Genomic DNA, 21,284 nt, shown 5'->3' with positions numbered 1-21,284 from the left:
CCAGACACGTACGGAAAGGCCAGGCCCGCTGATGAGTTCCGCTACGGCACGTGTGCGCCACGCGCGCATCGCCGACCTCCCCCACGTCGCACACATGGCGGCCGAGCACGCCCGGTACGAGCAGGCCGCGCCGCCGCCCGCCGACCTGGCGCTGCGCCTGGAGTCACTGCTCTTCGGCAGCGCGACTCCCCGCCTGCGGTGCTTCGTGGCGGAACTGAATGACACCGAGATCATCGGCTATGCCTCCTGCGCACCCGAGATCTCCACGTGGGGCGGAACGGAGTACCTCCACATGGACTGCCTGTTCCTGCGGGAGGGCCATCGCGGCCTGGGGGTCGGCCCGATGCTCATGGAGGCGGTACGGGCCGAAGCGCGCCTTCTCGGGTTTGGCCGGGTCCAGTGGCAGACGCCGGCGTGGAACGCGGACGCGATCAGGTTCTACGAACGGCTGGGCGCCGAGGCGAAGGACAAACGGCGCTTCTCCCTGCCCGTGGACTAGGGCCGCCCTGGGACGATCCGGGCCGGCGAGAGCCGGCGCGCCCGTCCGAAGGTTCGAGCAGAATGCGGATGCGCTCGCCGCTTGGCTTGGGGAAGACTGCGCCGATGACCTCCGACGCCTTCCCGGCACCGCAGATACGTGCGCTGCGTCATGTCGCCGAGCTGGCGGCCGCGGGGCCTCCCGTGGACCCGGCGATGCGGGTGACACTCAACTTCCATCCGGACCGTCTGCTGCACGGCAGGCCCCTGCTCGACGCTCTGGCCGAGGACGGTGTCTACCGCTCCCAGTTCGTCACAGGCACCAGCAACGGCGGGCTGACCGCCCACCCCGGCGGTGACCGGTGGCTCTGGGAGAGCCGGATGTTCAACGGGGCGTACGACAGGGTCCGTGGCCATGAGCGGCCTGTCTACGGAGCCCTGAACTTCCGTCGCAAGCCGACCGGTGCGGCCCCGCGCTTCGGCTCCGCCCACTTCCGGCTCACCGCACAGACGCTTGCGCGGACCACGTTCTGCTATCCGGACAGCTGCCTCCAGCCCTCGGACTTCGGTGTCGCGTCTCGCATGGGGCTCGTCGACGTCGCCCTCGCCGACGACCGGGACGACCTCGACGACTACATCGAGGCGCAGGTGCACGGGCCGGTCCGGCTGGACACCCATGTGGAGGCGCTGGTCCTGGACCCCTGCTACCGGGGCACGGGCGTCGAGGCCGCAGCGATGCGGCTCGGCTGCCCCGTGGAGTGGCACCCCGGCTTGCGCCTCGCGGTCGAGGAACTGCGCCTGCACCCGGACTATCGAGGTCAGGAGTACGTCGACCTGGGCTCGCGGATCGCCGTCGACGGCGTGCTCGATCCCCGCGTCGTCGGGGATGCCGCACGTTCCGGCTGCCATGACCCCCAGGCGGTCAAGAAGGTGTGGCACTGCTTGGCCCGTTTCGGGGGGCCGGCGGGGAGTCGCACACGTTTCTCGGGCAGGCCTACAACCACGGATGCTGCTCGCGTGTCTTGATCGTCGGCGGTGACTCCCGCCGTAAACGATCAGGACTGAAGGAACGCATGAACCGACCCAGACGCACGACGGCCGCGACGGCCGGCGCCGTCGTACTCGCTACGGCGGGCGGACTGCTCACCGCAGCCCATCCCGCCTCCGCTGCCGTGACCTGCGCGTCACCTGTCTTCAAGCGGACGTTCTACGCGAACACCACGTTCTCCGGTACCCCCAGGGCAACGGACTGCGACTCGGTGATCGACCAGAACTGGGGTACGGGCGCGCCCGGTTACGCGGGCATGCCCACCAACCACTTCGGTGTGCGCTGGGCGGTGACCCGCGACTTCGGGTCCGGCGGCCCCTTCACGTTCACCGCGTCCTCGCGCGACGGCATCCGCGTCTACCTCGACGGTGTCCGCAAGGTCGACCTGTGGAAGAACGTCGCCACCACCGTCTCCAAGACGGTCAACCTGACCATCCCGTCGGGCAAGCACAGTCTGCGGATCGACTTCGTCAACTGGACCGGCGCCGCCAACGTCAAGTTGGCTTACGCGCCCCGCACTTCGGCGACGATCGACAAGGTGAAGCCGCTCGTTCCGACCGGGACCGCCGTCACCTACAGTTCGGCGACCACGTCCGCGAAGGCCAGCTGGGCGAAGAACGTGGAGATGGACCTCGCCGGGTACCAGGTGTACCGGCGGCTCAAGGGCACCTCCTACCCGGCGAAGCCGATCGCGACGACGACGTCGACCTCGTACACGGACACGACCGTCCCGAAGGACGGCCGGTTCTATTACTACGAGGTCCGTGCCGTCGACAAGGCCGGCAACGTCTCCTCGGGCACCGCCGACCTCGGCGTCACCACCGTGGACCGGATGGCCCCCGCCGCCCCGAAGGGCGTAGAGGACAACTGGGCCATGGGGTACCCGACGACGGTCACCCTCTACTGGGACAGCAACACGGAGGCCGACCTCGCCGGCTACCGGGTGTACCGCTCAACGTCCTCACCGGTCGCCCTCACCGCCGCGAACCGGCTGACCGGCGACACGTTGTCGCACGGGGGCTACAGCGGGGCCCTGCCGCAGACCGGGGACAACCACTACTTCGTCGTCACCGCGGTGGACGCGCACGGCAACGAGTCCCCCGCATCCGGTACGGCGGTGTACTACAGCCGCGACCTGACGGGTCCGGTCAACTCCTCGCTCAACGCGCGAGCCGCGGAGAGCGAGGCGGGCGTCACGCTGACCTGGGACGCCTCCGAGCGGAGCAGCGACGACTTCGTGGGGTACTCGGTGTTCCGGTCGCGTCAGCCGCGCGGCACCGCCGGGAGGACGGTCGAAGAGGTGGGCCGTGGAGTGCGGGGCACCACCTTCACCGACGCGGCGCCGGCGCCGGGCGTCACGTACTACTACTCCGTGGTCGCCCTGGACCGCGCCGGGAACGGGGGTGTTCCCTCCCGGGAACTCACCGTCGGCGTCGTCGGCAACACCACGGCACCGGCGGCGGTGAGTGGTGTGACCGCCGTCCCGGAGGAGAACGGCATCACCTTCTCCTGGGACGCGAGCGATGAGCCCGGTCTCGACCACTACCGCCTGCTGCGCGGAACACTCGTCGATGGGCAGTGGACCTACACCCCGGTGCCGCACCCCTCGAATTTCCAGCCGTGGGAGATCACCGGAACGACGTTCCACGACTTCGTGCCGGCCGACGGCGGGCAGGTGCGCTACAGCGTCGTGGCCGTCGACCAGTACGGCAACCAGCTCACCCCGACCACCGGCTCGACCGTCACCCCGGTCACCGAGGTGGACCTCCGCCCGGCCGCGCCGGACGCGACCGGAGCCCCGCTCGCCTACCTCGGCGTCGATCAGAGCGGTTGGCTCAGCTGGGCCCTGAGCAGCGCAGAACACGGGAACGGCAGTGCGGTCACCGGCTTCAACATCTACCGCTGGAACCGGCAGGCCAAGTCGTTCGAGCGGGTCGGAAACGAGCCGAACGAGAACCTGAGCAGCACGCACTGGGTGGACAGCGCGCTGCCGGCCGCCACGACGGTGTACTACCGCGTCACGGTCGTCTACGCGGACGGCACCGAGTCGGGCGCGACCCAGGCCGTCGCCGTGACTCGCTGACCGCAGCGCCGAGGGGGTGGACGCTTGGCGTCCCCCCTCGGTACGAGGCAGGGCGCTCACTGGGACGGGGTGTCCGCGCTCCCCTGATCGAGAGGCCGCAGGAAGCGGCGCTCGTAACGCCGGATGCACTGCGTACGCCGAGCCAGCTCGAAGGCGGCCTGGCACTCGGGGTCGGTGGCGCTGTCCGCCCGGTACCGCTCGTACTCCGCGAAACCCGGGAACGAGAAGAGCGCGTACGCGATGTCGCTGTCGCCCTCGCTGGGCAGGAAGTATCCGTGGTGGGTCCCGCCGAACCGGTTGACGAGAGTGACCCACCGGCGGCCGTACTCCTCGAAGTCCTCGATGCGGTCGGGGTCGATCTCGTACTTCAGGTGAATGGTGATCATGTGACGGCATGATGCCCGAACGGGTCAGGGCCCGCTGGACCGGGTGCCCGCAAACCGACGTCCTCGGGGCGCAGTTGGCTCCGGCGCGCCTGGAGGACGTCGGCGAGGTGCCCGTGCTTGTTCATGGGGTCGAAGCACGAAAAGCAGTTGGCCGTTACGGGCGAGAGTGCCAGGATCATCAACACCGAAGGGGTGTAGCTCAGAGGCCAGAGCGCCGGTCTCCAAAACCGGATGTCGCAGGTTCGACTCCTGCCACCCCTGCCACCCCTGTCGAGCAGACCCGTCAGACCCGTCAGACGCGTTCGAGCGGCCGGTGCGGCTCGGCGGGAAGCTCCACCTCGATGGTGTCGCCGGGGCGCACCACGCCGCCCTCCAGCACGATGCTCATGATCCCGGCCTTCCGGACGATGCTCCCCGCCGCGTCCCGGCCCACGACCTGCTTCAGCAGCCCGTCCTGGAAGTTGTCGATCTGCAGGCACGGGTTACGGAGGCCGGTGACTTCCAGGACCGCGTCGTCGCCGAGGCACAGCCGGGTGCCGACTGGAAGGCCGAGCAGATCGAGGCCGCGGGTGGTGACGTTCTCGCCCAGCTGTCCGGGTACGACCGTGAAGCCGGCCTCGCTGAGCTCGGTGAAGAGTTCCTCGTGGATGAGGTGGACCTGGCGCAGATTCGGCTGGGTGGGGTCCTGCGCGACGCGTGAGCGGTGCTTGACCGTCACACCCGCGTGGACGTCGCCCTCCACGCCCAGTCCGGCCAGGAGGGTGACACTGTCCCGGTTCGGCTTGGTGAACGAGTACTCGCCGTTGCTGCTGACCGCTGTCACTGTCCCGCCCATGATGCGGAGCCCCCTTGTCACACGTATGGATGATCCGCCCAGAGCCTAACTCCGGGCGACTTCCCCCCGGGGGCCACGCGCGAAGCGCAGCCGCCGCTCATCCTCCGCGTACGGCGGAGTACTTCCGTCCCCCGGGTACGGTCACTCGGGTTCGTCGGCGACCGGCGGGAGGTTCGGTTCCACGAACAGCCCCGCGTACTGCGGCTTCGGCTGCCCCCCGTCGAGGCCGGGGCCGGTGAGCGTCTGCCCCTCGGCAGCAGTGTCGTCCACACGGCGCTGCGCCTGACGGGGCGAGGCATAAGACATCGAGTCTCCAGTACATGGCGGTAGCGGTGAGAGGACACAGCCCCGGCAGATTGCGGGGCTGGTCCGGCGACGAGGTTCCGGCGCCGGTGCGACGGCAGTTCCACTCATCGGAATCTTGTCGCGCCTGGAGACTGTAACCCCCGGATCGGCGGGACAGCCAGGCCACCACGGCGAGGGACGCGCACCAGTGCCCGAGATCCATCGGAATCGGGCCGCTCAGGGGCATCTCAGCTGGTGGCGGCCTCCCGGTCCCCCTGAGGCGGAACCCGGACGAAGGCGTCCCGCACGATCGCGGCGGCCCCGAAGGCCGGGAGGGCCGGGGCACCGACGCGCGCCGAGCACGCGTCCGGCTGGATCGGTCATGCGCGACGAGCGACCCCACCATCCGGATACCGGACTTGGCCGAAACTTTCCTCAACCGCTGCTGCGGTTCCCGTACCCGGCGATTCCGTTGACTGTGGGGCCGATCGCACCGAAAACCGAAGGAACGAAGACACCGAACAACGAATTCCGAAGATGTACTCCTCTTGACCTGCGCAGGACATAGGGATTGCATGACGCCGCCGGGAGCGATGGAACCACGCACCACCCGCTCGTCTGGAGGCGATACCGCTCCCGCGCTCAGACTCCGCACCCGTTGATCGGAACCGCAGAATGACCGACACGCTCAGCGCCCCCCAGGCGCTCGCGCCCGCGACCGGACCCACGCCGCAGAAGCTCAAGCGTTCCATCGGCGTCGTGGGCGGGACCCTGCTCACGCTCTCCTGCGTCACGCCCGCCTCGACTCTCTTCGTGGTCGTGCCGGACCTGTTCTCCACCCTCGGCACCTTCACCGCCCTCACCATCGCCATCGGCTCCCTCCTCTGTATCGGAGTCGCCTTCTGCTACTCGGAGTTGGGCACGCTCATACCGAGCGCGGGCGGTGAGTACGCCATGGTGTCGACGATGGCCGGACGGCTGGCCGGGTGGCTCGTCTTCGTCCTGTCGTTGCTCGTCGTCATGATCGTGCCTCCGGTCATCGCCATGGGAACGGCCGACTACCTCGCCCCTCTCGTGGACGTGCCCGCCCCCCTCGCGGGCGCCGGAGTCATGCTCCTCGCCACCCTCGCGGGCCTGCTCGATCTGCGCGCCAACGCGTGGATCACCGGGATCTTCCTCGTGCTCGAAGTGATCGCGGCGGGCGTGGTCGCCGTCCTCGGGTTCGCCCATGCGGAGCGCGGCCCCGCCGCACTCGTCCACGGCTCGGTCGTCCCGGAAGCCGGCACGACCTCGACGGTCACCGCCATGATGGTGATCTCCGGACTCGCGATCGCGCTCTTCATCACCCAGGGCTTCTCGACGGCGGTCTATCTCTCCGAGGAGTTGGAGAACCCTCGCCGCAATGTGGCCCGCACCGTGCTCGCCACGCTCGCCATCTCGACGGCCGTCATCCTCGTCCCGGTCATCGCCATCACGATGGGAGCCCCCGACCTCGCCGCCCTGACCTCGGGCGATCTCAACAGCATGGTCGCCGCCTGGTCCAATTCGGCCGTCGGTACGTTCGTGAGCCTCTGCGTCGCCCTCGCGATCGTCAACGCGGGCATCGTCATGGTCATCCAGAACTCGCGGGTCCTGTTCGCGTCGGCCCGGGACAAGGCTTGGCCGGAGCCGGTCAACAAGGCCCTGTCCCGCCTCGGCGGCTACGGTTCGCCGTGGGTGGCGACGCTCGTCGTCGGGGTCCCCGGCGCCGCGCTGTGCTTCGTCAACCTCGACACGCTGTACGGCGTCACCGGTGTCTCGGTCACCGGCATGTACCTGCTCGTCGCCGTCGCCGCGCTCCTCTGCCGACGCGGTTCGCACCGGGAGACGCCGGCCTGGCGGATGCCGCTGTGGCCCGCGATTCCCGCCCTGCTCATCGCGGTACTCGCCTACATCCTCGTCCAGCAGGAGACCGAGTACCTGCTGTGGACCGGTGGGATCACGGCGGTCGCCACGCTCTACTGGGCCCTGTACCTGCGCCCCCGCAGGGCAACCCGATGGCTGGTCAGCATTCCCGAGGACGCTCAGATCTGAGGGAGGCGTTCCGGCGCGGCCGCACCCAGCCCTCGGCGGGTGCGGCCGACTCGGATACGGCGGTCCAGCGGCTCTCCGGATGACCACCCCTCGGTCAGCGGCACACCTGCGTGGCCGTCACTCGTTCCTCGGCTACGTCCAGCGCATGGCGCACCGCGCCCAACGCGACGGCCCGTTCGCCGAGCATCGAGGCGCTCAGCGCGACCGGCACCAGGGCGTGCGCCCGCAGGTGCTTCCGTACGGGCTCCAGCAGCGTGTCCCCGGCTCGTGAGACCCCGCCGCCGATGACGACCCGGCCGGGGTCCAGTACGAGCAGGAGGGCCGCCAGTCCCCGGGCGAACCGGGCGGCCACCCAGTCGACCACCTCGACGGCGGCCCGGTCGCCGGCCTCGGCCGCCGCGAAGAGCGGGGCGATGTCATGGTCGTCCCCGACCGGCGCCCCGGCCTCGACGGCCAGGCGGTGGATGGCCTCGGCGCCGACGAGCTGCTCGAACGGCCCCATGCCGTCGGCGGCGCGGGGACCGGGCGGGGCGTCCGGGTCACGTACGAGGTCGATGAAGCCCAGCTCACCGGCGGCGGCCGCATTCCCCCGGTAGGGCCTGCCGTTGATGACGATGCCGGTGCCGATACGCGTGCCCCACTGGACGAAGACCAGGCAGTCACTGTCAGCGCCCGCGCCGTCCACGGAGCCGGGGCCGGAGCCGGTGTCGGCCGCCGCGCCGCGCCAGCGCTCGGCGAGCACCGCGAGATTGACGTCGTTGTCGATGGATACCGGACAGTGCAGCCACGCGCGCAGCATCGACACGGCGGGGAGGCCGGCCCAGTCGGGGATGCTGGGTGCGAGCAGGACCTCGCCGCGCTCCCGGTCGACGATGCCGGGCGTTCCGGTGCTGACGGCCCACAGGCCGGACAGCGGCACCCCGGCCTCGGCCGCCGCGGCCGTCAGCGCGGTCCGGACCGTGGCGAAGAGCTGGGGCCCCGCCGAGCCTTCGTGGACGGCGGCGCGGTGACAGGCCAGTACGGTCCCCGCCAGGTCCGCGATCATCACCAGCACCTTGTGGGGCCCGATGTCGACGCCGGCCACATGTCCCGCCTCCGCGCGGAATCTCGCGTACTGGGCGGGCCTGCCGAGCTGTGGGGTTCCGGCGGACGCGGTGAACTCGACCAGTCCGCAGTCCCTCAGTTCCGTCAGCGCCCTCGTGACCGCGGGCCGCGACAGTCCGGTGCGCGAGGCGAGGTCGGTGACCCGGGCGGTGGGGGCGTCCCCTTCACGGAGTGCGGCCAGGACCGCGGCGACGTTCATCCGGCGAAGGACATGCGGCCCCGTGGCCGCTGCTCTCCCGACTGGCATGCGCGTCAACTCCTTTGCCCCTACGTGCTGTCGGCACTGTACCCAGCGCATCCGGGTCGAAGGCTGCACGTCCTCTTGACGGCCGGAGGGGACCGTACCCATATTAACGAATGCTCCGTTAGTAACTCCGGCTGCACCTCGGCCTTCCCGTACGCCTCCCCCGATCCCCGTACGTCTCACCACACTTCACCGGACGAGGTCCCCCTTGAGAAGCCTCAGATCCTGGGCCGCCGCCTGCACGGCCACCTCTCTCGCCGTGCTCGCCACGGTCCTCAGCGCTCCGTCCGCCCCCGCGGCGGCGCCGACCCCCGACAGGCCCGTATTCGCCGTCGGACCCGCCGAAGCGGCGCTGGGCCGGCTGCTTCCACGGCACGTCTCGCAGTTCGACCTCGTGCCCGTGAGCCGGCCGGAAGGCGGTGACTACTTCACCGTCTCCGGGGCGACCGGGCGCGTACGCGTGCAGGGAACCAGCCCGGCCGTGCTGCTCAGCGGCGTCAACTGGTACCTCAAGCACACGGCCAAGGTGGACATCGGCTGGCCGGGCGACAGCACGTCGAAGCTGCCGTCCCGGCTCCCGGCGCCCACGGGCACGGTCCGCAAGGACGCCTCGGTGCCGCACCGGTTCGCCCTCAACGACACCGACGACGGCTACTCCGGCGCGTACCGGAACTGGGCCTCGTTCGAGAAGCAGATCGACATCCTCGCCCTGCACGGCGTCAACGAGGTCTTCGTACAGATGGGCGCGGACGCCGTCTACTACGACACCTTCCAGGAGTTCGGCTACACGAAAGCGGAGCTCAGGTCCTGGATTCCCGGCCCCGCGCACCAACCGTGGTGGCTGATGCAGAACATGTCCGGTTTCGGCGGGCCGGTCACGGACCAGCTGCTCGAACAGCGCGCGGCACTGGGCCGCAAGATCACCGACCGTCTGCGCCGGCTCGGCATGACACCGGTCCTGCCCGGCTACTACGGAACGGTCCCGCCCGGATTCACCGACAGGAACCCCACGGGCCCGGTCGTTCCCCAGGGCGGCTGGGTCGGCTTCGAACGGCCGGACTGGCTGGACCCGCGCAGTGCGATGTATCCGAAGGTGGCCGCGTCGTTCTACCGGCACCAGTCGAAGCGGTTCGGCGACTCCTCCATGTACAAGATGGATCTGCTCCACGAGGGCGGCAGGCCGGGAGACGTACCCATCGGTGACGCCGCCAAGAAGGTGATGACCGCACTGCAGACCGCCCATCCGGGCGCCACCTGGGTCCTGCTCGGCTGGCAGAACAACCCCTCCACGCAGATCATCGACGCGGTCGACAAGAGCAGACTGTTCATCGTCGACGGCCTGGCCGACCGCTACGACGGACTGGACCGCGAAACGGCCTGGCACGGCGCTGCCTACGCCTTCGGGACCATTCCCAACTTCGGCGGTCACACCACGATGGGCGCCAACACCGCTGTCTGGGCAACGCGGTTCGAGGAGTGGCGCACCAAGCCGGGCAGTGCCCTCCGGGGCATCGCGTACCTGCCGGAGGGCACGGGAGGCAACCCGGTGGCGTACGAACTGTTCACCGAACTCGCCTGGCGTACGGGCACCTTGGACCACAAGGCCTGGTTCGCCGACTATGCCGGGCGACGGTACGGGGGCGCCGATCCCCATGCCGCCAGAGCCTGGGAGCTACTGCGAACCGGCCCCTACAGCACCAGGTCGGGCAGTTGGAGCGAGTCCCAGGACAGCCTCTTCACCGCCCGCCCCCGGCTCACCGCCACGACGGCGGCCAGCTGGAGTCCCGCCTCCATGCGGTACGACGCGTGGACCGTGCAGATGGCACTGGACGAACTGCTCCAGGTCGCTCCGGACCTGCGGGACTCCGACGCCTACCGCTTCGACCTGGTCGACGTGGCCCGTCAGGCGCTCGCCAACCGCAGCCGCACCCTGCTTCCGCAGATCAAGGCCGCGTACGAGGCGAAGAACCTCGCCCTGTACCGGCAGCGCGCCACGGAGTGGAAGCAGGATCTCGCCCTCCTCGACCGGCTGCTCGCCACCGACAGCCGGTTCATGCTGGGTCCCTGGCTCAGGGACGCCACGTCCTGGGGCGGCACCGAGGCCGAACGGGCGGCGGCGGAGTTCGACGCACGCTCCATCCTCACCACCTGGGGGCATCGTTCCGGCAGCGAGTCCGGCGGGCTGCGCGACTACGCGAACCGTGAATGGTCGGGTCTGGTCTCCGGCTTCTACGCCAAGCGCTGGACCGCGTATCTGGACTCCCTCGACACGGCGCTGGTGACGGGGCGGGCTCCGGCCGCGATCGACTGGTTCGCGAGGGACGACGCCTGGAACCTGGAGCGCACGGTCTATCCGGTGAAGCCCACCGGTGACCCGGTCGCGCTCGCCGGTACCGTACGCGCCTCACTTCCCGCCCCGGCCGTGCCGGGACCGCTCACGGGTTCCGGGGGCCAGTGCGTGAGCGTCCCCGGTGGCGGCTCGGCCGACGGGACGGCGCTCGGGCTGTCCACGTGCGACGGCACGCCCGCGCAGACCTGGACCGTGCCCGGCGACGGCACGGTGACGGCGTACGGAAAGTGCATGGACGTCCGCAACGGCTCCACGGCCGAGGGCACGGTCGTCCAGCTCTACCAGTGCAACGGGACCCCGGCCCAGTCGTGGACGTACCGGTCCGACCACACGGTGCAGAACGTCAAGTCGGGCCTGTGCCTGCACGCGGAGGACAGCGGTGCGCAGCTGTTGGTCCGCGCGTGCACGGCAGGTGACGCGCAGCGGTGGAACCTACCCGGCCAGGAGTGAGCGGAACGACATTCCGGTGGCCGTCGCCCTGCGGGCGGCGGCCACCGGCCGTGCGGCTCCACTCACGCGTGGGCGTTCCCAGCGGGGTTGACGTGCCCGAACGGGCCGTCCAGGGCAGCCCATTGGAGCAGCATGATGGTTTTGGCATCAGCGATCTCCCCTTGCCGGATCATCGCCAGGGCCCGAGGGAAGGGCAGTTCCACGGTGGTGATGTCCTCGCCCTCGGCCGCCACACCTCCACCGCCGCCGGTGCTGGTCGCCGAGGAGTAGGGGGCGGCGAAGAAGTGCACGCGTTCGGTGACCGAGCCCGGACTCATGTAGACGTCGAAGACGCGCTCGGCCGCGCCCACGGCGTAGCCGGTCTCCTCAGCGGCCTCCCTGCGGATGGCTTCCTCCGGGCTGTCGCCGTCCAGCAGTCCGGCGGCCGTTTCGATGAGCATCCCGTCCGGGTGGCCGTTGACGTAGGCGGGGAGGCGGAACTGCCGTGTCAGGAGCACGGTGCGGCGCTCGGGGTCGTAGAGGAGGATCGTGGCGCCGTCGCCCCGGTCGTACGTCTCGCGCTGCTCCCGGCTCCAGTGGCCGTCGCCGTGCTGGTAGTCGAAGGTCGTGCGGCGCAGCACGTACCAGTCGCTGGAAAGGACCTCCACCTCGCGGACCCGCACGCGCGGATTGCCGGTCAGGTCGCGGCCGTGGCGGTCCAGGCCGGTGCGTCCACGGCGGTCGGGGGTGTCGATGCCGGCGGTCACCGGACGGCCGGCACGTCGTCGAGGCCGTGGTGGACGTGCTTGCCGTCCGCGCGGTCGTCTGCGGCGCCCGACAGGCAGGGGCCCGCGACGCGGATCATCTGCGGGCCGGAGGCCGAGCTGGGAACAGCGTTCATGGTGTTACCTCAATGGCGATGGGTGCGGTTCGGGCGAGTCAGGAAAGGACGACGGGAACGCCCGCGTCACGCAGGGCCTTCAGCGTGTGCGGACCGTTCGGATGGGTTACGGGGTCCTCGGCGGCGGTGTCGGTGACGAAGCCGTCCACCACGCCGAGGGGTGCGACCTGGCTGAACGCCCGGACACCGAGCTTGGTGGCGTCGGCCACCGCGATGGTCCGGGCCGCCTGGGCGAGACCTGCCTGCTTGACGGCCGCGTCGTCCAAGGAGAACTCCGACCAGCCGTGTTCGGCATGGACGCCGCCGATGGACATGACGAAGCAGTCGAAGGCCAGTGATTCCAGTGTGCGCAGGGCGAGTGGACCGACCAGGGACCGCTCCCCCGCACGGGAGCGTCCTCCGACGACGATCAGGTCGATCCCCGGGCGGTCGGCCAGGCGTACCGCCGCCTGAATACTGAGCACCGCCACCGTCAGGGGAGCCCGGGCGGCCAGGTGTTCCGCGACGTGCACGGTGGTGGTGCCCGCGTCGAGCAGCACACGGGAGCCCGGTTCCACCATCGCGGCCACGCCTGCGCCCAGACGGTCCTTCGTCGCCGCCTGCCAGGGTTCGCGTGCCGAGAATCCGGCGTCCTCGGCGCGGGTACGGGTGGCGACGGCTCCGCCGTGCACTCTGCGGACCAGGCCCTTGCGTTCCAGCGCGTCCAGGTCTCGGCGCACGGTCATCTCCGAAACGCCCAGGCGCTGGGAGAGTTCCGCGACGGAGGCCCGGTCGGAGCCCTGTACCAGCCGCAAGGTCAGATCGAGGCGATCAGCGACACTCATGAGGCAGTTCTACCACGCTGATGTTCGAATGCACGCGGACATGTGTGAACGACAGGGCGATGTCAGGTTCAGGTTCAGGATCAGAGGACGCTGCCAGGTGCGTCGCGGGCGCCAAAAGAAAAAGGCAAGGAGGTTACGCCCTCCTTGCCATGCTCAAGATATAGCGCACGGGGGGCCTTGCGGCAAGGCCCCGGTCGTGATGCAGAATCTCCGATCGAAGCTCGACCGAAGCCGCGACCTGCGGAAATACCGGGTACGCGGTTCGCGCAGTACATGCGTGTCGTTGAACGAGGGGGTTCTCATGATTGACGTGATCATTGCCGGGGGCGGGCCGACCGGCTTGATGCTGGCCGGCGAGTTGCGGCTGGCCGGGGTGCACGTGGTCGTGCTGGAGAAGCTGGCCGAGCCGACCGCGCAGTCCCGCGGGCAGGGCCTGCACGCACGCAGCGTCGAGATGATGGACCAGCGCGGCCTGCTGGACAGGTTCCTCGCGGTCAGTGAGAAGTTCCAGGTCGGCGGACTCTTCGGCGGCATCGCCAAGCCGTGGCCGGACCAGCTGGACACGGCCCACCCGTACGGCCTCGCCACTCCGCAGCCGGTCACCGAGCGGCTGCTCAACGAGCGTGCCCTCGAACTCGGTACCGAAATCCGGCGCGGCTGCGAGGTGGTCGGACTGAGCCAGGACGAGGACGGTGTGACCGTCGAGCTGGCGGACGGCACGGACCTGCGCTCGCGTTACCTCGTCGGGTGCGACGGCGGCCGCAGTGCGGTGCGCAAGCTGCTCGGCGTCGGTTTCCCCGGTGAGCCCGCCAAGGTCGAGACGATGCTGGGTGAAATGGAGGTGACCGAGGACCCGGCGACGATCGCCGCCGTGGTCGAGGAAGTCCGCAGGACCCAGCTGCGGTTCGGCGTCGCCCCCGGCGAGAACGGTCTGTGCCGCATCGTCGTGCCCGCCGACGGGGTGGCCGAGGACCGTGCGACCGCGCCGACGTTCGACGAGTTCAAGCAGCAGTTGCGGGCGCTCGCCGGCACCGACTTCGGCGTGCACTCGCCGCGCTGGCTGTCCCGGTTCGGCGACGCCACCCGCCAGGCCGAGCGCTACCGGGTCGGCCGGGTGCTGCTGGCCGGCGACGCGGCGCACATCCACCCGCCGACCGGCGGGCAGGGGCTCAACCTCGGCGTGCAGGACGCGTTCAACCTGGGCTGGAAGCTGGCCGCCGCGGTCAACGGCTGGGCGCCGGAGGGTCTCCTCGACACCTACCACGCCGAACGGCACCCGGTGGGCGCCGCCGTGCTGGACAACACCCGTGCGCAGATCACGCTGTTGGGGACCGATCCCGGTGCGACCGCGCTGCGGGAGCTGTTCGCGAAGCTGATGGACTTCGAGGAGGTCAACCGGTACGTCACCGGGATGATCACCGCGGTCGGGGTCCGCTACGACTTCGGTGAGGGACATGAACTGCTCGGCCGGCGGATGCGCGACATGGAGCTGAAGCAGGGTCGCCTGTACGAGCTGATGCACGGCGGGCGCGGACTGCTGCTCGACCGCACCGGCCGGCTTTCGGTGGCGGGCTGGGCGGACCGGGTCGATCACGTCGTCGACGTCACCGAGGAACTGGACGTGCCCGCGGTGCTGTTGCGGCCGGACGGTCACGTGGCGTGGGTCGGTGAGGATCAGCAGGATCTGCTCAGCCGACTGCCGAAGTGGTTCGGCGCTGCCACCGGCTGATCGGGAGGCGGGGGCTGGAACGTGGGGGACCTGGCTCGGGCCGGTCCAGTGCGGTCCGGCCCCCCCGGCCAGCGGGGGGGGGCGGTCCCGGGACGCGGCCAGAACTACGGCGGCCGTGGTCCGCACCCGGATGTCCGCGTCCCGGGCCAGGGTCAGCGGGGCCCGGGTGGTCTCGGGTGTGAGGCCGTCCCAGACACCCGGCACCTCGCACACGCTCCTGCGTACCTCAGGGGCCGGGTCACGCGGACGGCCGTACACCACACCTGCCACGAGCCGACCGCCGAGCCCGGCCGTGGCGGCCCCGAGAGCCGTTGAGGTCGCAGGAGTGCCTCCGCCGAAATAGGATTCAGGCACTTACGCACAGCGGAGCGGCCATGAACCGGCGTCGGACCCCCCGCTCAGCAAGCGCCGAGGAGCTGCTCACTACGCTTCACCACCTGACGGCGCGTGCCCGGCAGGAGGTGGAACTGCATCGAGCCCGGGTGGAGCTGGCCCAGGCACTGCAGCGAGGGATGCTGCCTGCCTCGTTGCCCACCCTCCCCGGGCTCCAGACGGCCGCGCGCTACACCCCGGCACACCACGGGCTGGACATCGGCGGCGACTGGTACGACGGATTCGCCCTGCCCGACGGATCGCTGGGCTTCGCGATCGGGGACGTCCAGGGTCACGATGTCGAGGCCGCCGCTTTCATGGGCCAGATCCGCATCGGCATGCGCGCCATCGCCGGCACCGAACCCGACCCGGGTGAGGTCATGGGCCGTACGAACGACCTGCTCGTGTCCGTCGGGTCGACTCTCTTCGCGACCTGCACGTTCTTCCGCCTCGACCCGTTGACCTGGGAACTCCACAGCGCACGCGCCGGTCATGTGGCGTGCGTATGGGCCACTGTCGACGGGCGTACGGGCATCACCGCCGACGCGGGCGGGATGCCCCTGGGAATCGCGGCGCACGAGCGGTATCCGGTGACCCGCCACAAGCTCGACGCGGCCGGAGCCTTCGTCCTGCTCACCGATGGGGTGGTCGAGGGCCCGTCGTTGCAGATCGAGGAAGGCCTGGACCGCGTACGCAGGATCGTGAGCGCCCATGTGGAGGCCCCGGCCGAGCAACTGGCCGACGAGATCCTGCGGGCTGCGGAGCTGACCGGCCACGAGGACGACGCGGCCGTTCTCGTCCTGCGCCACGAGGCCGCGCTCCGTCGGCCAAGGTGACGTAGGGGTGCGCAAAGCGTGTCACGGCCATCAGGAGACACGGCCGGTGTCTCATGAGAGCCGTGATCCGTAGCAAGGAATCGAGACGCCGGGCCGTAGCCGTCCTCCAGATGCTCGGCGTCGCTGCCGCCTACTACGTGTCCGCGCAGCTCGGCCTCCTCCAGCAGGTGGTGGTGGACGGCTCCGTCGTCACGCCGCTCTGGCCACCGACGGGCATCGCCCTCGGGGCGCTGCTGTATCTCGGCACCCGTGTCTGGCCCGGCGTCGCACTCGGTGCGCTGCTCACCATCATCGACATCAGCGGCTCCTTAACCCTCTACGGTGCCGGGATCGCCGCGGGAAACACCCTCGCGCCCCTGTGCGCCTTTCTCACGCTGCGCAGGATCGGCTTCCGTGTCGAACTGGACCGTCTGAGGGACGGAGTCGCGCTGGTCTTCCTGGGCGCGCTGCTGGGGATGCTCATCAGCGCGACGGTGGGCGCCGGGGTGCTGATGCTCAGCGACAAGCTGCCACTGGGCCGCTTCTGGCTGGTGTGGTCGGCCTGGTGGGTGGGGGACGCGATGGGCGTCCTCGTCGTCACACCGTTCCTGCTGGTGCTGCGCAGGGCGCGGCTGCCCCGGCAGACGGACCGGTGGGCGGAAGCGACGTTGCTGCTGGTCACGGCAGTGACGGCGTCGGTGGTGGCGACCAGGGGGTCGCTCTCCATGATCTACCTGGTGTTCCCGGTGATCATCTGGGCGGCACTCCGCTTCGAGCTGCCCGGCAGCGCCCCGTGCGCCCTCCTCGTCTCGGTGCTCGCGGTCGTCGCCGGGAGGGAGGGCGTGGGGCCGTTCGAGGACCACACCGTGCTCCAGGTCATGGTGAACCTCGCCTTCCTCAACGGCTGCGTGGCGCTCACCGCGCTGCTGCTGGCCGCGATCGTCACCGAGCACCAGAACATACGGCGGGAGACGGAGCTGGCGTGCGAGGAGCTGGCCGCTCTGGTGGAGCAGCTCGCGCCCCTCCCCCCGATTCCCCGGCCGGGCACCGGAACCGGCCCGGGGGACGAGGCCCCCTGAGCGGACCGGACCGGCCGTGGCCCTCGGTCAGTACGGGAGCGGGCGGCCCGACGGCGTACGAAGGTCGAGCGGCGGCGGCCCCGTGGGCGGCGCGGGACGACGAACGATCTGGATGCGGCCCATGGCCACCACCCCCTCCTGGTTATCCGGTATGTGCCCACCGTGGGGTGCTTCACACGTCCGGATGCGAACATCACCGGCTGCGGTGACCCTGGACGGGTGGGGGGTGCCGACTACAGGAGGATCATCCATGTCCGCGATGGACAAGATCAAGAAGATGCTCAAGGGCCACGAGGACCAGGCCTCGAAGGGCGTCGACAAAGCCGGCGACATGATCGACGACCGTACGCAGGGCAAGTACCGCGGCAAGGTCGACACCGCCCAGGACAGGTTCAAGGAGCAGCTCGGCACCGACCGCGACGAGGACGGGCCGCCGCACAGGGCCTGATGCCGCTGTCCCGGGGCGGCCGACGGGCCGCACGGGGCATACTCCGTCTGTTCCCGCGCCGGATCCCGGCGGGCTCCGTGCCCGCCGGGATCCGGCGCGCTGTGGGTCCTCAGCGGATTTCTTGTTATCTTCCCGGCCTCACCGCATCTCCCGAGTGTGGGACGTGACGAAACCGGACTCCGAAAGAGTGAGCACAGCATGGGCGAGGCACACGAGACGGCGTTGATCAGAGCCGCGCAGAGCGGCGACGAGCAGGCACAGGACCAGCTCGTCACCGCGTATCTGCCGCTGATGTACAACATCGTGGGCCGCGCGCTCAACGGGCACGCCGACGTCGACGACGTGGTGCAGGAGAGCGTGCTGCGGATGCTGCGCGCTCTGCCCTCGCTGCGTACGCCCGACAGTTTCCGCTCCTGGCTCGTGGCGATCACCATGAACGAGATACGGGGCCACTGGCGCGAGCGCCGGTCGGAGCACCTGCCGGCCGGCGGTCTCGAGGACGCGCACGACGTGGTCGATCCCGGTGCGGACTTCGTCGGTCTGACCATCATCCGGCTCGGTCTGTCCGGCCAGCGCCGGGAGGTGGCCGAGGCCACGCGATGGCTGGACGAGGACGACCGCGCCCTGTTGTCGCTGTGGTGGCTGGAGACCGCCGGGCAGCTGTCCCGGTCCGAGGTGGCGCTCGCGCTCGAACTGTCTCCGGAGCACACGGCGGTGCGGGTCCAGCGGATGAAGGCGCAGTTGGAGGCGGCCAGGCTGGTGGTCCGGGCCCTGGCCGCGGTGCCTCGCTGTGCCCTTCTGGAATCCCTGGCGGCCGGGTGGGACGGGGTTCCCTCCGCCCTCTGGCGCAAGCGCCTGGCCCGGCACGCCCGCGACTGCACGGTGTGTTCGGGTCACAGGGTGGGGCTCGTCCCGGCGGAGGGGCTGCTCGTAGGGCTGGCGCTGGTGCCCCTGGTGGTGTCCGGCGGCGGCGCACCTGACCTGCTGCTCACCGCGGCCACGTCGCACCCCGGGCGGCCGGGACGCGCGGAGCGCAGACGCCGGCAGACGCGGCGGCGCCGGCGCAGCACGGTGCTGGCGGCACTGGTCGCCGTCGCGGTCCTGGGCACCGGCGGCGGAGCGGTGCACCTGTACGCGGACAAGGAGGGCCGGGACGAGGAGGCCCAGGACGGGGCGGCTTCGTCGGCCGCCGCGCCGGCCGCACTCCCCACGGCCTCGATCCCCGCTCCCTCGCCGACTTCCGCCTCCCCCTCACCCTCGCCCTCTCCCCCGTCCTCGCCGAGGGCGTCGCGGACACGGAGCGCCTCCCCCACTCCCAAGGCCACGCCGAGCACGCGGAGGCCTTCCCCGCCGTCGGCGCGTCCGGCACCGCCCGCGACCGTGAAGCCGGCGCCGGCCGGTGTGTCCGAGCAGGTCACCGCGCTCGTCAACACCGAGCGCGCGAAGGAGGGATGTGGGTCCGTCCGGAGCAACGACCAGCTCACGACGGCCGCCTCGCGGCACTCCGCCGATATGGCTGCCCGCGACTACTTCTCGCACACCGCTCCCGACGGTTCGGACCCCGGCGACCGCATCACGGCGGCCGGGTACCGCTGGAGCACGTACGGAGAGAACATCGCGAAGGGCCAGCGCACCGCGGCCGATGTGATGGATTCCTGGATGAAGAGCCCGGGACACCGTGCGAACATCCTGAACTGCTCGTTCAAGGAGATCGGCGTGGGGGTGCAGGACACCTCCGCGGGCCCCGTGTGGACGCAGAACTTCGGCACCGCGATGTGACGTACACACCGTTCAGGGGCCGACACCTGCCGGAAATCGTGCGGAAGCATTCCCTCCATGTCGCGACTCTAGGCTGACGTGAGCGCTTAGGCCGAAGGCGTCCGCGCGAATTCCGATTCCCCGCGCACCACAGGAGTCCGGTGTTCACTCCCCCCGCCTTTCCCACCCCGTCGTCTCCCCTTCCGCCGTGGCTCGGCCATGTGCTGCGGGCCCAGCGCGGGCCCGTCCGGTGGAGCGCCGTCCTGCGTGGTGCGCTCGCCACGGTTCCGCTGCTGACGGTCGTGCTCGCCGGGCATCCGACGGCCGGGGTTCCCGTGGCGCTGGGCGCGATGTTCGCCGGGATCAACGACAGGCCGGGAAGCCGGCGGGCCTCGGTCATGCGGCTGGGGGTCCCTGCGCTGGCGGGCGCCGCCGGCCTGCTGACGGGCACCGCGATGGCGGTCACCGCCGGTGCGGAACGATCTCTGTTGGTGTTGCCGCTCGTCTTCGGGCTGCTCGGGCTGGTCGCGGGAGCGATCAGTTCGGTCGGGCCGGTCGCTTCCGCCTGCGGTACGCAGTTGATGGTGGCGGCCGTGATCGGCGCCGGCATGCCGTTGCCGGAGCCGGGGTGGCTGCGCGCCGTGCTGTTCCTGGCCGGTGCGGGGTGGCTCGCCGCACTCCGGCTGGCGCTGCCCTCTCCCCGGGCGTCCGGTGGCGGCCCGTACCGCTTCGACGGCGAACGGGACGCGGTGGCAGCCGTGTACGCCGCCGTGGCGGATCTCCTCGTCGCGGCCGGTGGGCCGGGGGCCCTCGCCCGCCGTGCCGCGCTGACCGCCGCCCTCGACCACGCCCAGGACTCCCTGTCGGGTCCCCGGCTGCGGCGGTACGCGAGTTCCGCGGCCGAGCGGCGCCTGCACGCGCAGTACGCTGCGGCGCTGCCCTTGGCCGAGGCGGCGACCGCGCTGGCCTGGGCTGCCGACCCGCTGCCCGCTCGTATCGCGGAAGGCCCCCGCCGACTGGCCGCCGCGGTCCGTACGGGTGGGCCTTCCGGCCCTCTCCCTGCTCCGGCACGGGGTGACGCCGGACTGCGCGCCCTGGACGACGCTCTCCTGCGGGCCGCCGCGGCCTTCGACAGCCGCACCGGCCAGCGGCTGCGCACCAGGAGCCGGCGCTCGTACGTCTCCGTGCTGCGCAGGGCTTTCGGCGCGGCGGGCCGCGAGTACGGCATCCGGGTCGCTCTGTGCTGCGCGACGAGTACGGCGGTGGCACAGAGCCTGCACCACGACCACTGGTACTGGCTGCCCGCCACCACCGTGTTCCTCGTCAAACCCGATCTCGGGCCGCTCGCCTCCCGGGTGCTGTGCCGGGCCGTGGGCACCGTGGCGGGCGCCGCCGTGTTCGCCGCGCTCATGCTGGCGGCCTCCGGTCAGCTCGCGCTGGTCGGGGTGGTGGCCCTCTGCGGCGCCCTGATCCCCGTCGCCACCCGGCACTTCGCCGCACAGACGGCGGTGGTCACCGTCCTCGTACTCTCGCTGGTGCTGCTGGCGGGGGAACCGCAGGCGGCCTGGGACCGGGTGGTGGAGTCGCTGCTCGCGTGCGCGACGGTTCTGCTGGTCGGCCACCTTCCGCTGCCGGGGCAGCGCGGCCACACCGTCCGCACCGCCCTGGACACGGCGGTGAGCGCGGCGCACCGCTACCTCGGGCACGTCCTCGCGTCCCCCGAGGACCACGACGCGCGTGGCGCGCTGCGGCGCGACGCCTACCGTTCGCTGGCGGCGGCGCGAACGGCCATCGACCTGTCGGCGGCCGAACTCCCGGCGGTCGCCCGGCACACGGCGGGGTCCGAGGACATCGCGGGTGCGCTGGAACGCCTCATCGACACCACGACGGCCTGTGCGGTGCATCTCCCCCACAAGGCCGCCGCACTGCCCGCCGCCCACGCCGAGCGGCTCGCCGAGCAGGTGTCTGCGCTCCGGGAATTCCAGGGGCCGGCACCGTGGTCCACACCTGCGTTTCCGGCCCGTCCCGCGCCTTCCTAGGATGT

Annotated in this window: 18 protein-coding genes and 1 tRNA gene; 12 read left to right on the top strand and 7 right to left on the bottom strand. The window is 70.8% G+C overall.

The genetic code is table 11. The annotated features are described in order from the left end of the window. Positions 1 to 31 precede the first annotated feature (31 nt). The 3 genes from AC07FA_RS27145 (at position 32) to AC07FA_RS27135 (ending at position 3,608) form a co-directional block, all read left to right on the top strand. Entirely contained in the window at positions 32 to 499 is a 468-nt protein-coding gene (locus AC07FA_RS27145) for an N-acetyltransferase family protein (RefSeq protein WP_479078941.1), read from the top strand. Positions 500 to 603: 104 nt separating this feature from the next. Continuing rightward, the gene (locus AC07FA_RS27140; RefSeq protein ID WP_479078940.1) at positions 604 to 1,503 is read left to right on the top strand and encodes a DUF3626 domain-containing protein; all 900 of its coding nucleotides are present in this window, start codon (positions 604 to 606) and stop codon (positions 1,501 to 1,503) included. Positions 1,504 to 1,550: 47 nt separating this feature from the next. Continuing rightward, the gene (locus AC07FA_RS27135) at positions 1,551 to 3,608 is read left to right on the top strand and encodes a PA14 domain-containing protein (protein WP_479078939.1); all 2,058 of its coding nucleotides are present in this window, start codon (positions 1,551 to 1,553) and stop codon (positions 3,606 to 3,608) included. A 56-nt stretch (positions 3,609 to 3,664) separates the two neighbouring features. Here AC07FA_RS27135 and AC07FA_RS27130 read toward each other — a convergent pair whose 3' ends face one another. Next, positions 3,665 to 3,994 (bottom strand): NIPSNAP family protein, encoded by a 330-nt coding sequence (locus tag AC07FA_RS27130; RefSeq protein ID WP_479078938.1) that lies wholly within the window; start codon positions 3,992 to 3,994, stop codon positions 3,665 to 3,667. Between the two features lie 188 nt (positions 3,995 to 4,182). Between AC07FA_RS27130 and AC07FA_RS27125 the strand changes: the two genes are divergently transcribed. Continuing rightward, positions 4,183 to 4,258 (top strand) — tRNA-Trp (locus AC07FA_RS27125). Positions 4,259 to 4,286: 28 nt separating this feature from the next. On the opposite strand, the gene AC07FA_RS27120 is transcribed toward AC07FA_RS27125, so the two are convergent. Next, the gene (locus tag AC07FA_RS27120; RefSeq protein WP_479078937.1) at positions 4,287 to 4,829 is read right to left on the bottom strand and encodes an MOSC domain-containing protein; all 543 of its coding nucleotides are present in this window, start codon (positions 4,827 to 4,829) and stop codon (positions 4,287 to 4,289) included. Positions 4,830 to 4,970: 141 nt separating this feature from the next. Further along, positions 4,971 to 5,099 carry a hypothetical protein gene (locus tag AC07FA_RS27115; protein ID WP_479078936.1) on the bottom strand — a complete coding sequence of 43 codons (129 nt, stop codon included), beginning with the start codon at positions 5,097 to 5,099 and terminating at the stop codon, positions 4,971 to 4,973. 690 nt (positions 5,100 to 5,789) lie between these two features. Here AC07FA_RS27115 and AC07FA_RS27110 point away from each other — a divergent pair. After that, a complete protein-coding gene (locus tag AC07FA_RS27110) occupies positions 5,790 to 7,187 on the top strand; it encodes an APC family permease (protein WP_479078935.1) in 1,398 nt (465 codons plus the stop codon). A gap of 94 nt (positions 7,188 to 7,281) precedes the next feature. Here AC07FA_RS27110 and AC07FA_RS27105 read toward each other — a convergent pair whose 3' ends face one another. Beyond that, positions 7,282 to 8,538 carry an ROK family transcriptional regulator gene (locus AC07FA_RS27105; RefSeq protein ID WP_479078934.1) on the bottom strand — a complete coding sequence of 419 codons (1,257 nt, stop codon included), beginning with the start codon at positions 8,536 to 8,538 and terminating at the stop codon, positions 7,282 to 7,284. A 205-nt stretch (positions 8,539 to 8,743) separates the two neighbouring features. On the opposite strand from AC07FA_RS27105, the gene AC07FA_RS27100 reads away from it, so the two are divergent. After that, entirely contained in the window at positions 8,744 to 11,335 is a 2,592-nt protein-coding gene (locus AC07FA_RS27100; protein WP_479078933.1) for an alpha-N-acetylglucosaminidase, read from the top strand. A 62-nt stretch (positions 11,336 to 11,397) separates the two neighbouring features. Here AC07FA_RS27100 and AC07FA_RS27095 read toward each other — a convergent pair whose 3' ends face one another. From AC07FA_RS27095 to AC07FA_RS27085, 3 genes are read right to left on the bottom strand one after another with little or no spacing between them, the layout of a single operon-like run. After that, complete coding sequence (locus AC07FA_RS27095; RefSeq protein WP_479078932.1) at positions 11,398 to 12,081, bottom strand: NUDIX domain-containing protein; 684 nt, start codon at positions 12,079 to 12,081, stop codon at positions 11,398 to 11,400. Continuing rightward, entirely contained in the window at positions 12,078 to 12,215 is a 138-nt protein-coding gene (locus AC07FA_RS27090; protein ID WP_479078931.1) for a hypothetical protein, read from the bottom strand. Before AC07FA_RS27090 ends, AC07FA_RS27095 begins: the two co-directional genes overlap by 4 nt. A 38-nt stretch (positions 12,216 to 12,253) precedes the next feature. Further along, on the bottom strand, positions 12,254 to 13,039 hold the full coding sequence (locus AC07FA_RS27085) for a DeoR/GlpR family DNA-binding transcription regulator (RefSeq protein ID WP_479078930.1): 786 nt from the start codon (positions 13,037 to 13,039) through the stop codon (positions 12,254 to 12,256). Positions 13,040 to 13,340: 301 nt separating this feature from the next. Here AC07FA_RS27085 and rox point away from each other — a divergent pair, with 301 nt between their 5' ends. From rox to AC07FA_RS27055, 6 genes are all read left to right on the top strand, one after another. Continuing rightward, the gene (gene rox / locus AC07FA_RS27080) at positions 13,341 to 14,768 is read left to right on the top strand and encodes a rifampin monooxygenase (protein WP_479078929.1); all 1,428 of its coding nucleotides are present in this window, start codon (positions 13,341 to 13,343) and stop codon (positions 14,766 to 14,768) included. 374 nt (positions 14,769 to 15,142) lie between these two features. Beyond that, entirely contained in the window at positions 15,143 to 15,976 is an 834-nt protein-coding gene (locus AC07FA_RS27075; RefSeq protein ID WP_479078928.1) for a PP2C family protein-serine/threonine phosphatase, read from the top strand. Positions 15,977 to 16,038: 62 nt separating this feature from the next. Further along, positions 16,039 to 17,034, top strand: a complete 996-nt coding sequence (locus AC07FA_RS27070; protein ID WP_479078927.1) for an MASE1 domain-containing protein — start codon at positions 16,039 to 16,041, stop codon at positions 17,032 to 17,034. A gap of 250 nt (positions 17,035 to 17,284) precedes the next feature. Then, positions 17,285 to 17,482 (top strand): antitoxin, encoded by a 198-nt coding sequence (locus AC07FA_RS27065; RefSeq protein WP_479078926.1) that lies wholly within the window; start codon positions 17,285 to 17,287, stop codon positions 17,480 to 17,482. A 198-nt stretch (positions 17,483 to 17,680) separates the two neighbouring features. Next, on the top strand, positions 17,681 to 19,261 hold the full coding sequence (locus AC07FA_RS27060) for a sigma-70 family RNA polymerase sigma factor (RefSeq protein ID WP_479078925.1): 1,581 nt from the start codon (positions 17,681 to 17,683) through the stop codon (positions 19,259 to 19,261). A gap of 140 nt (positions 19,262 to 19,401) precedes the next feature. Then, positions 19,402 to 21,279: an FUSC family protein gene (locus AC07FA_RS27055; protein WP_479078924.1), complete on the top strand. Its 1,878-nt coding sequence runs from the start codon at positions 19,402 to 19,404 to the stop codon at positions 21,277 to 21,279. Positions 21,280 to 21,284 lie beyond the last annotated feature (5 nt).

This window comes from Streptomyces sp. NPDC045968 (assembly GCF_056430475.1).
This window is presented reverse-complemented; position numbering and strand designations above follow the sequence as displayed.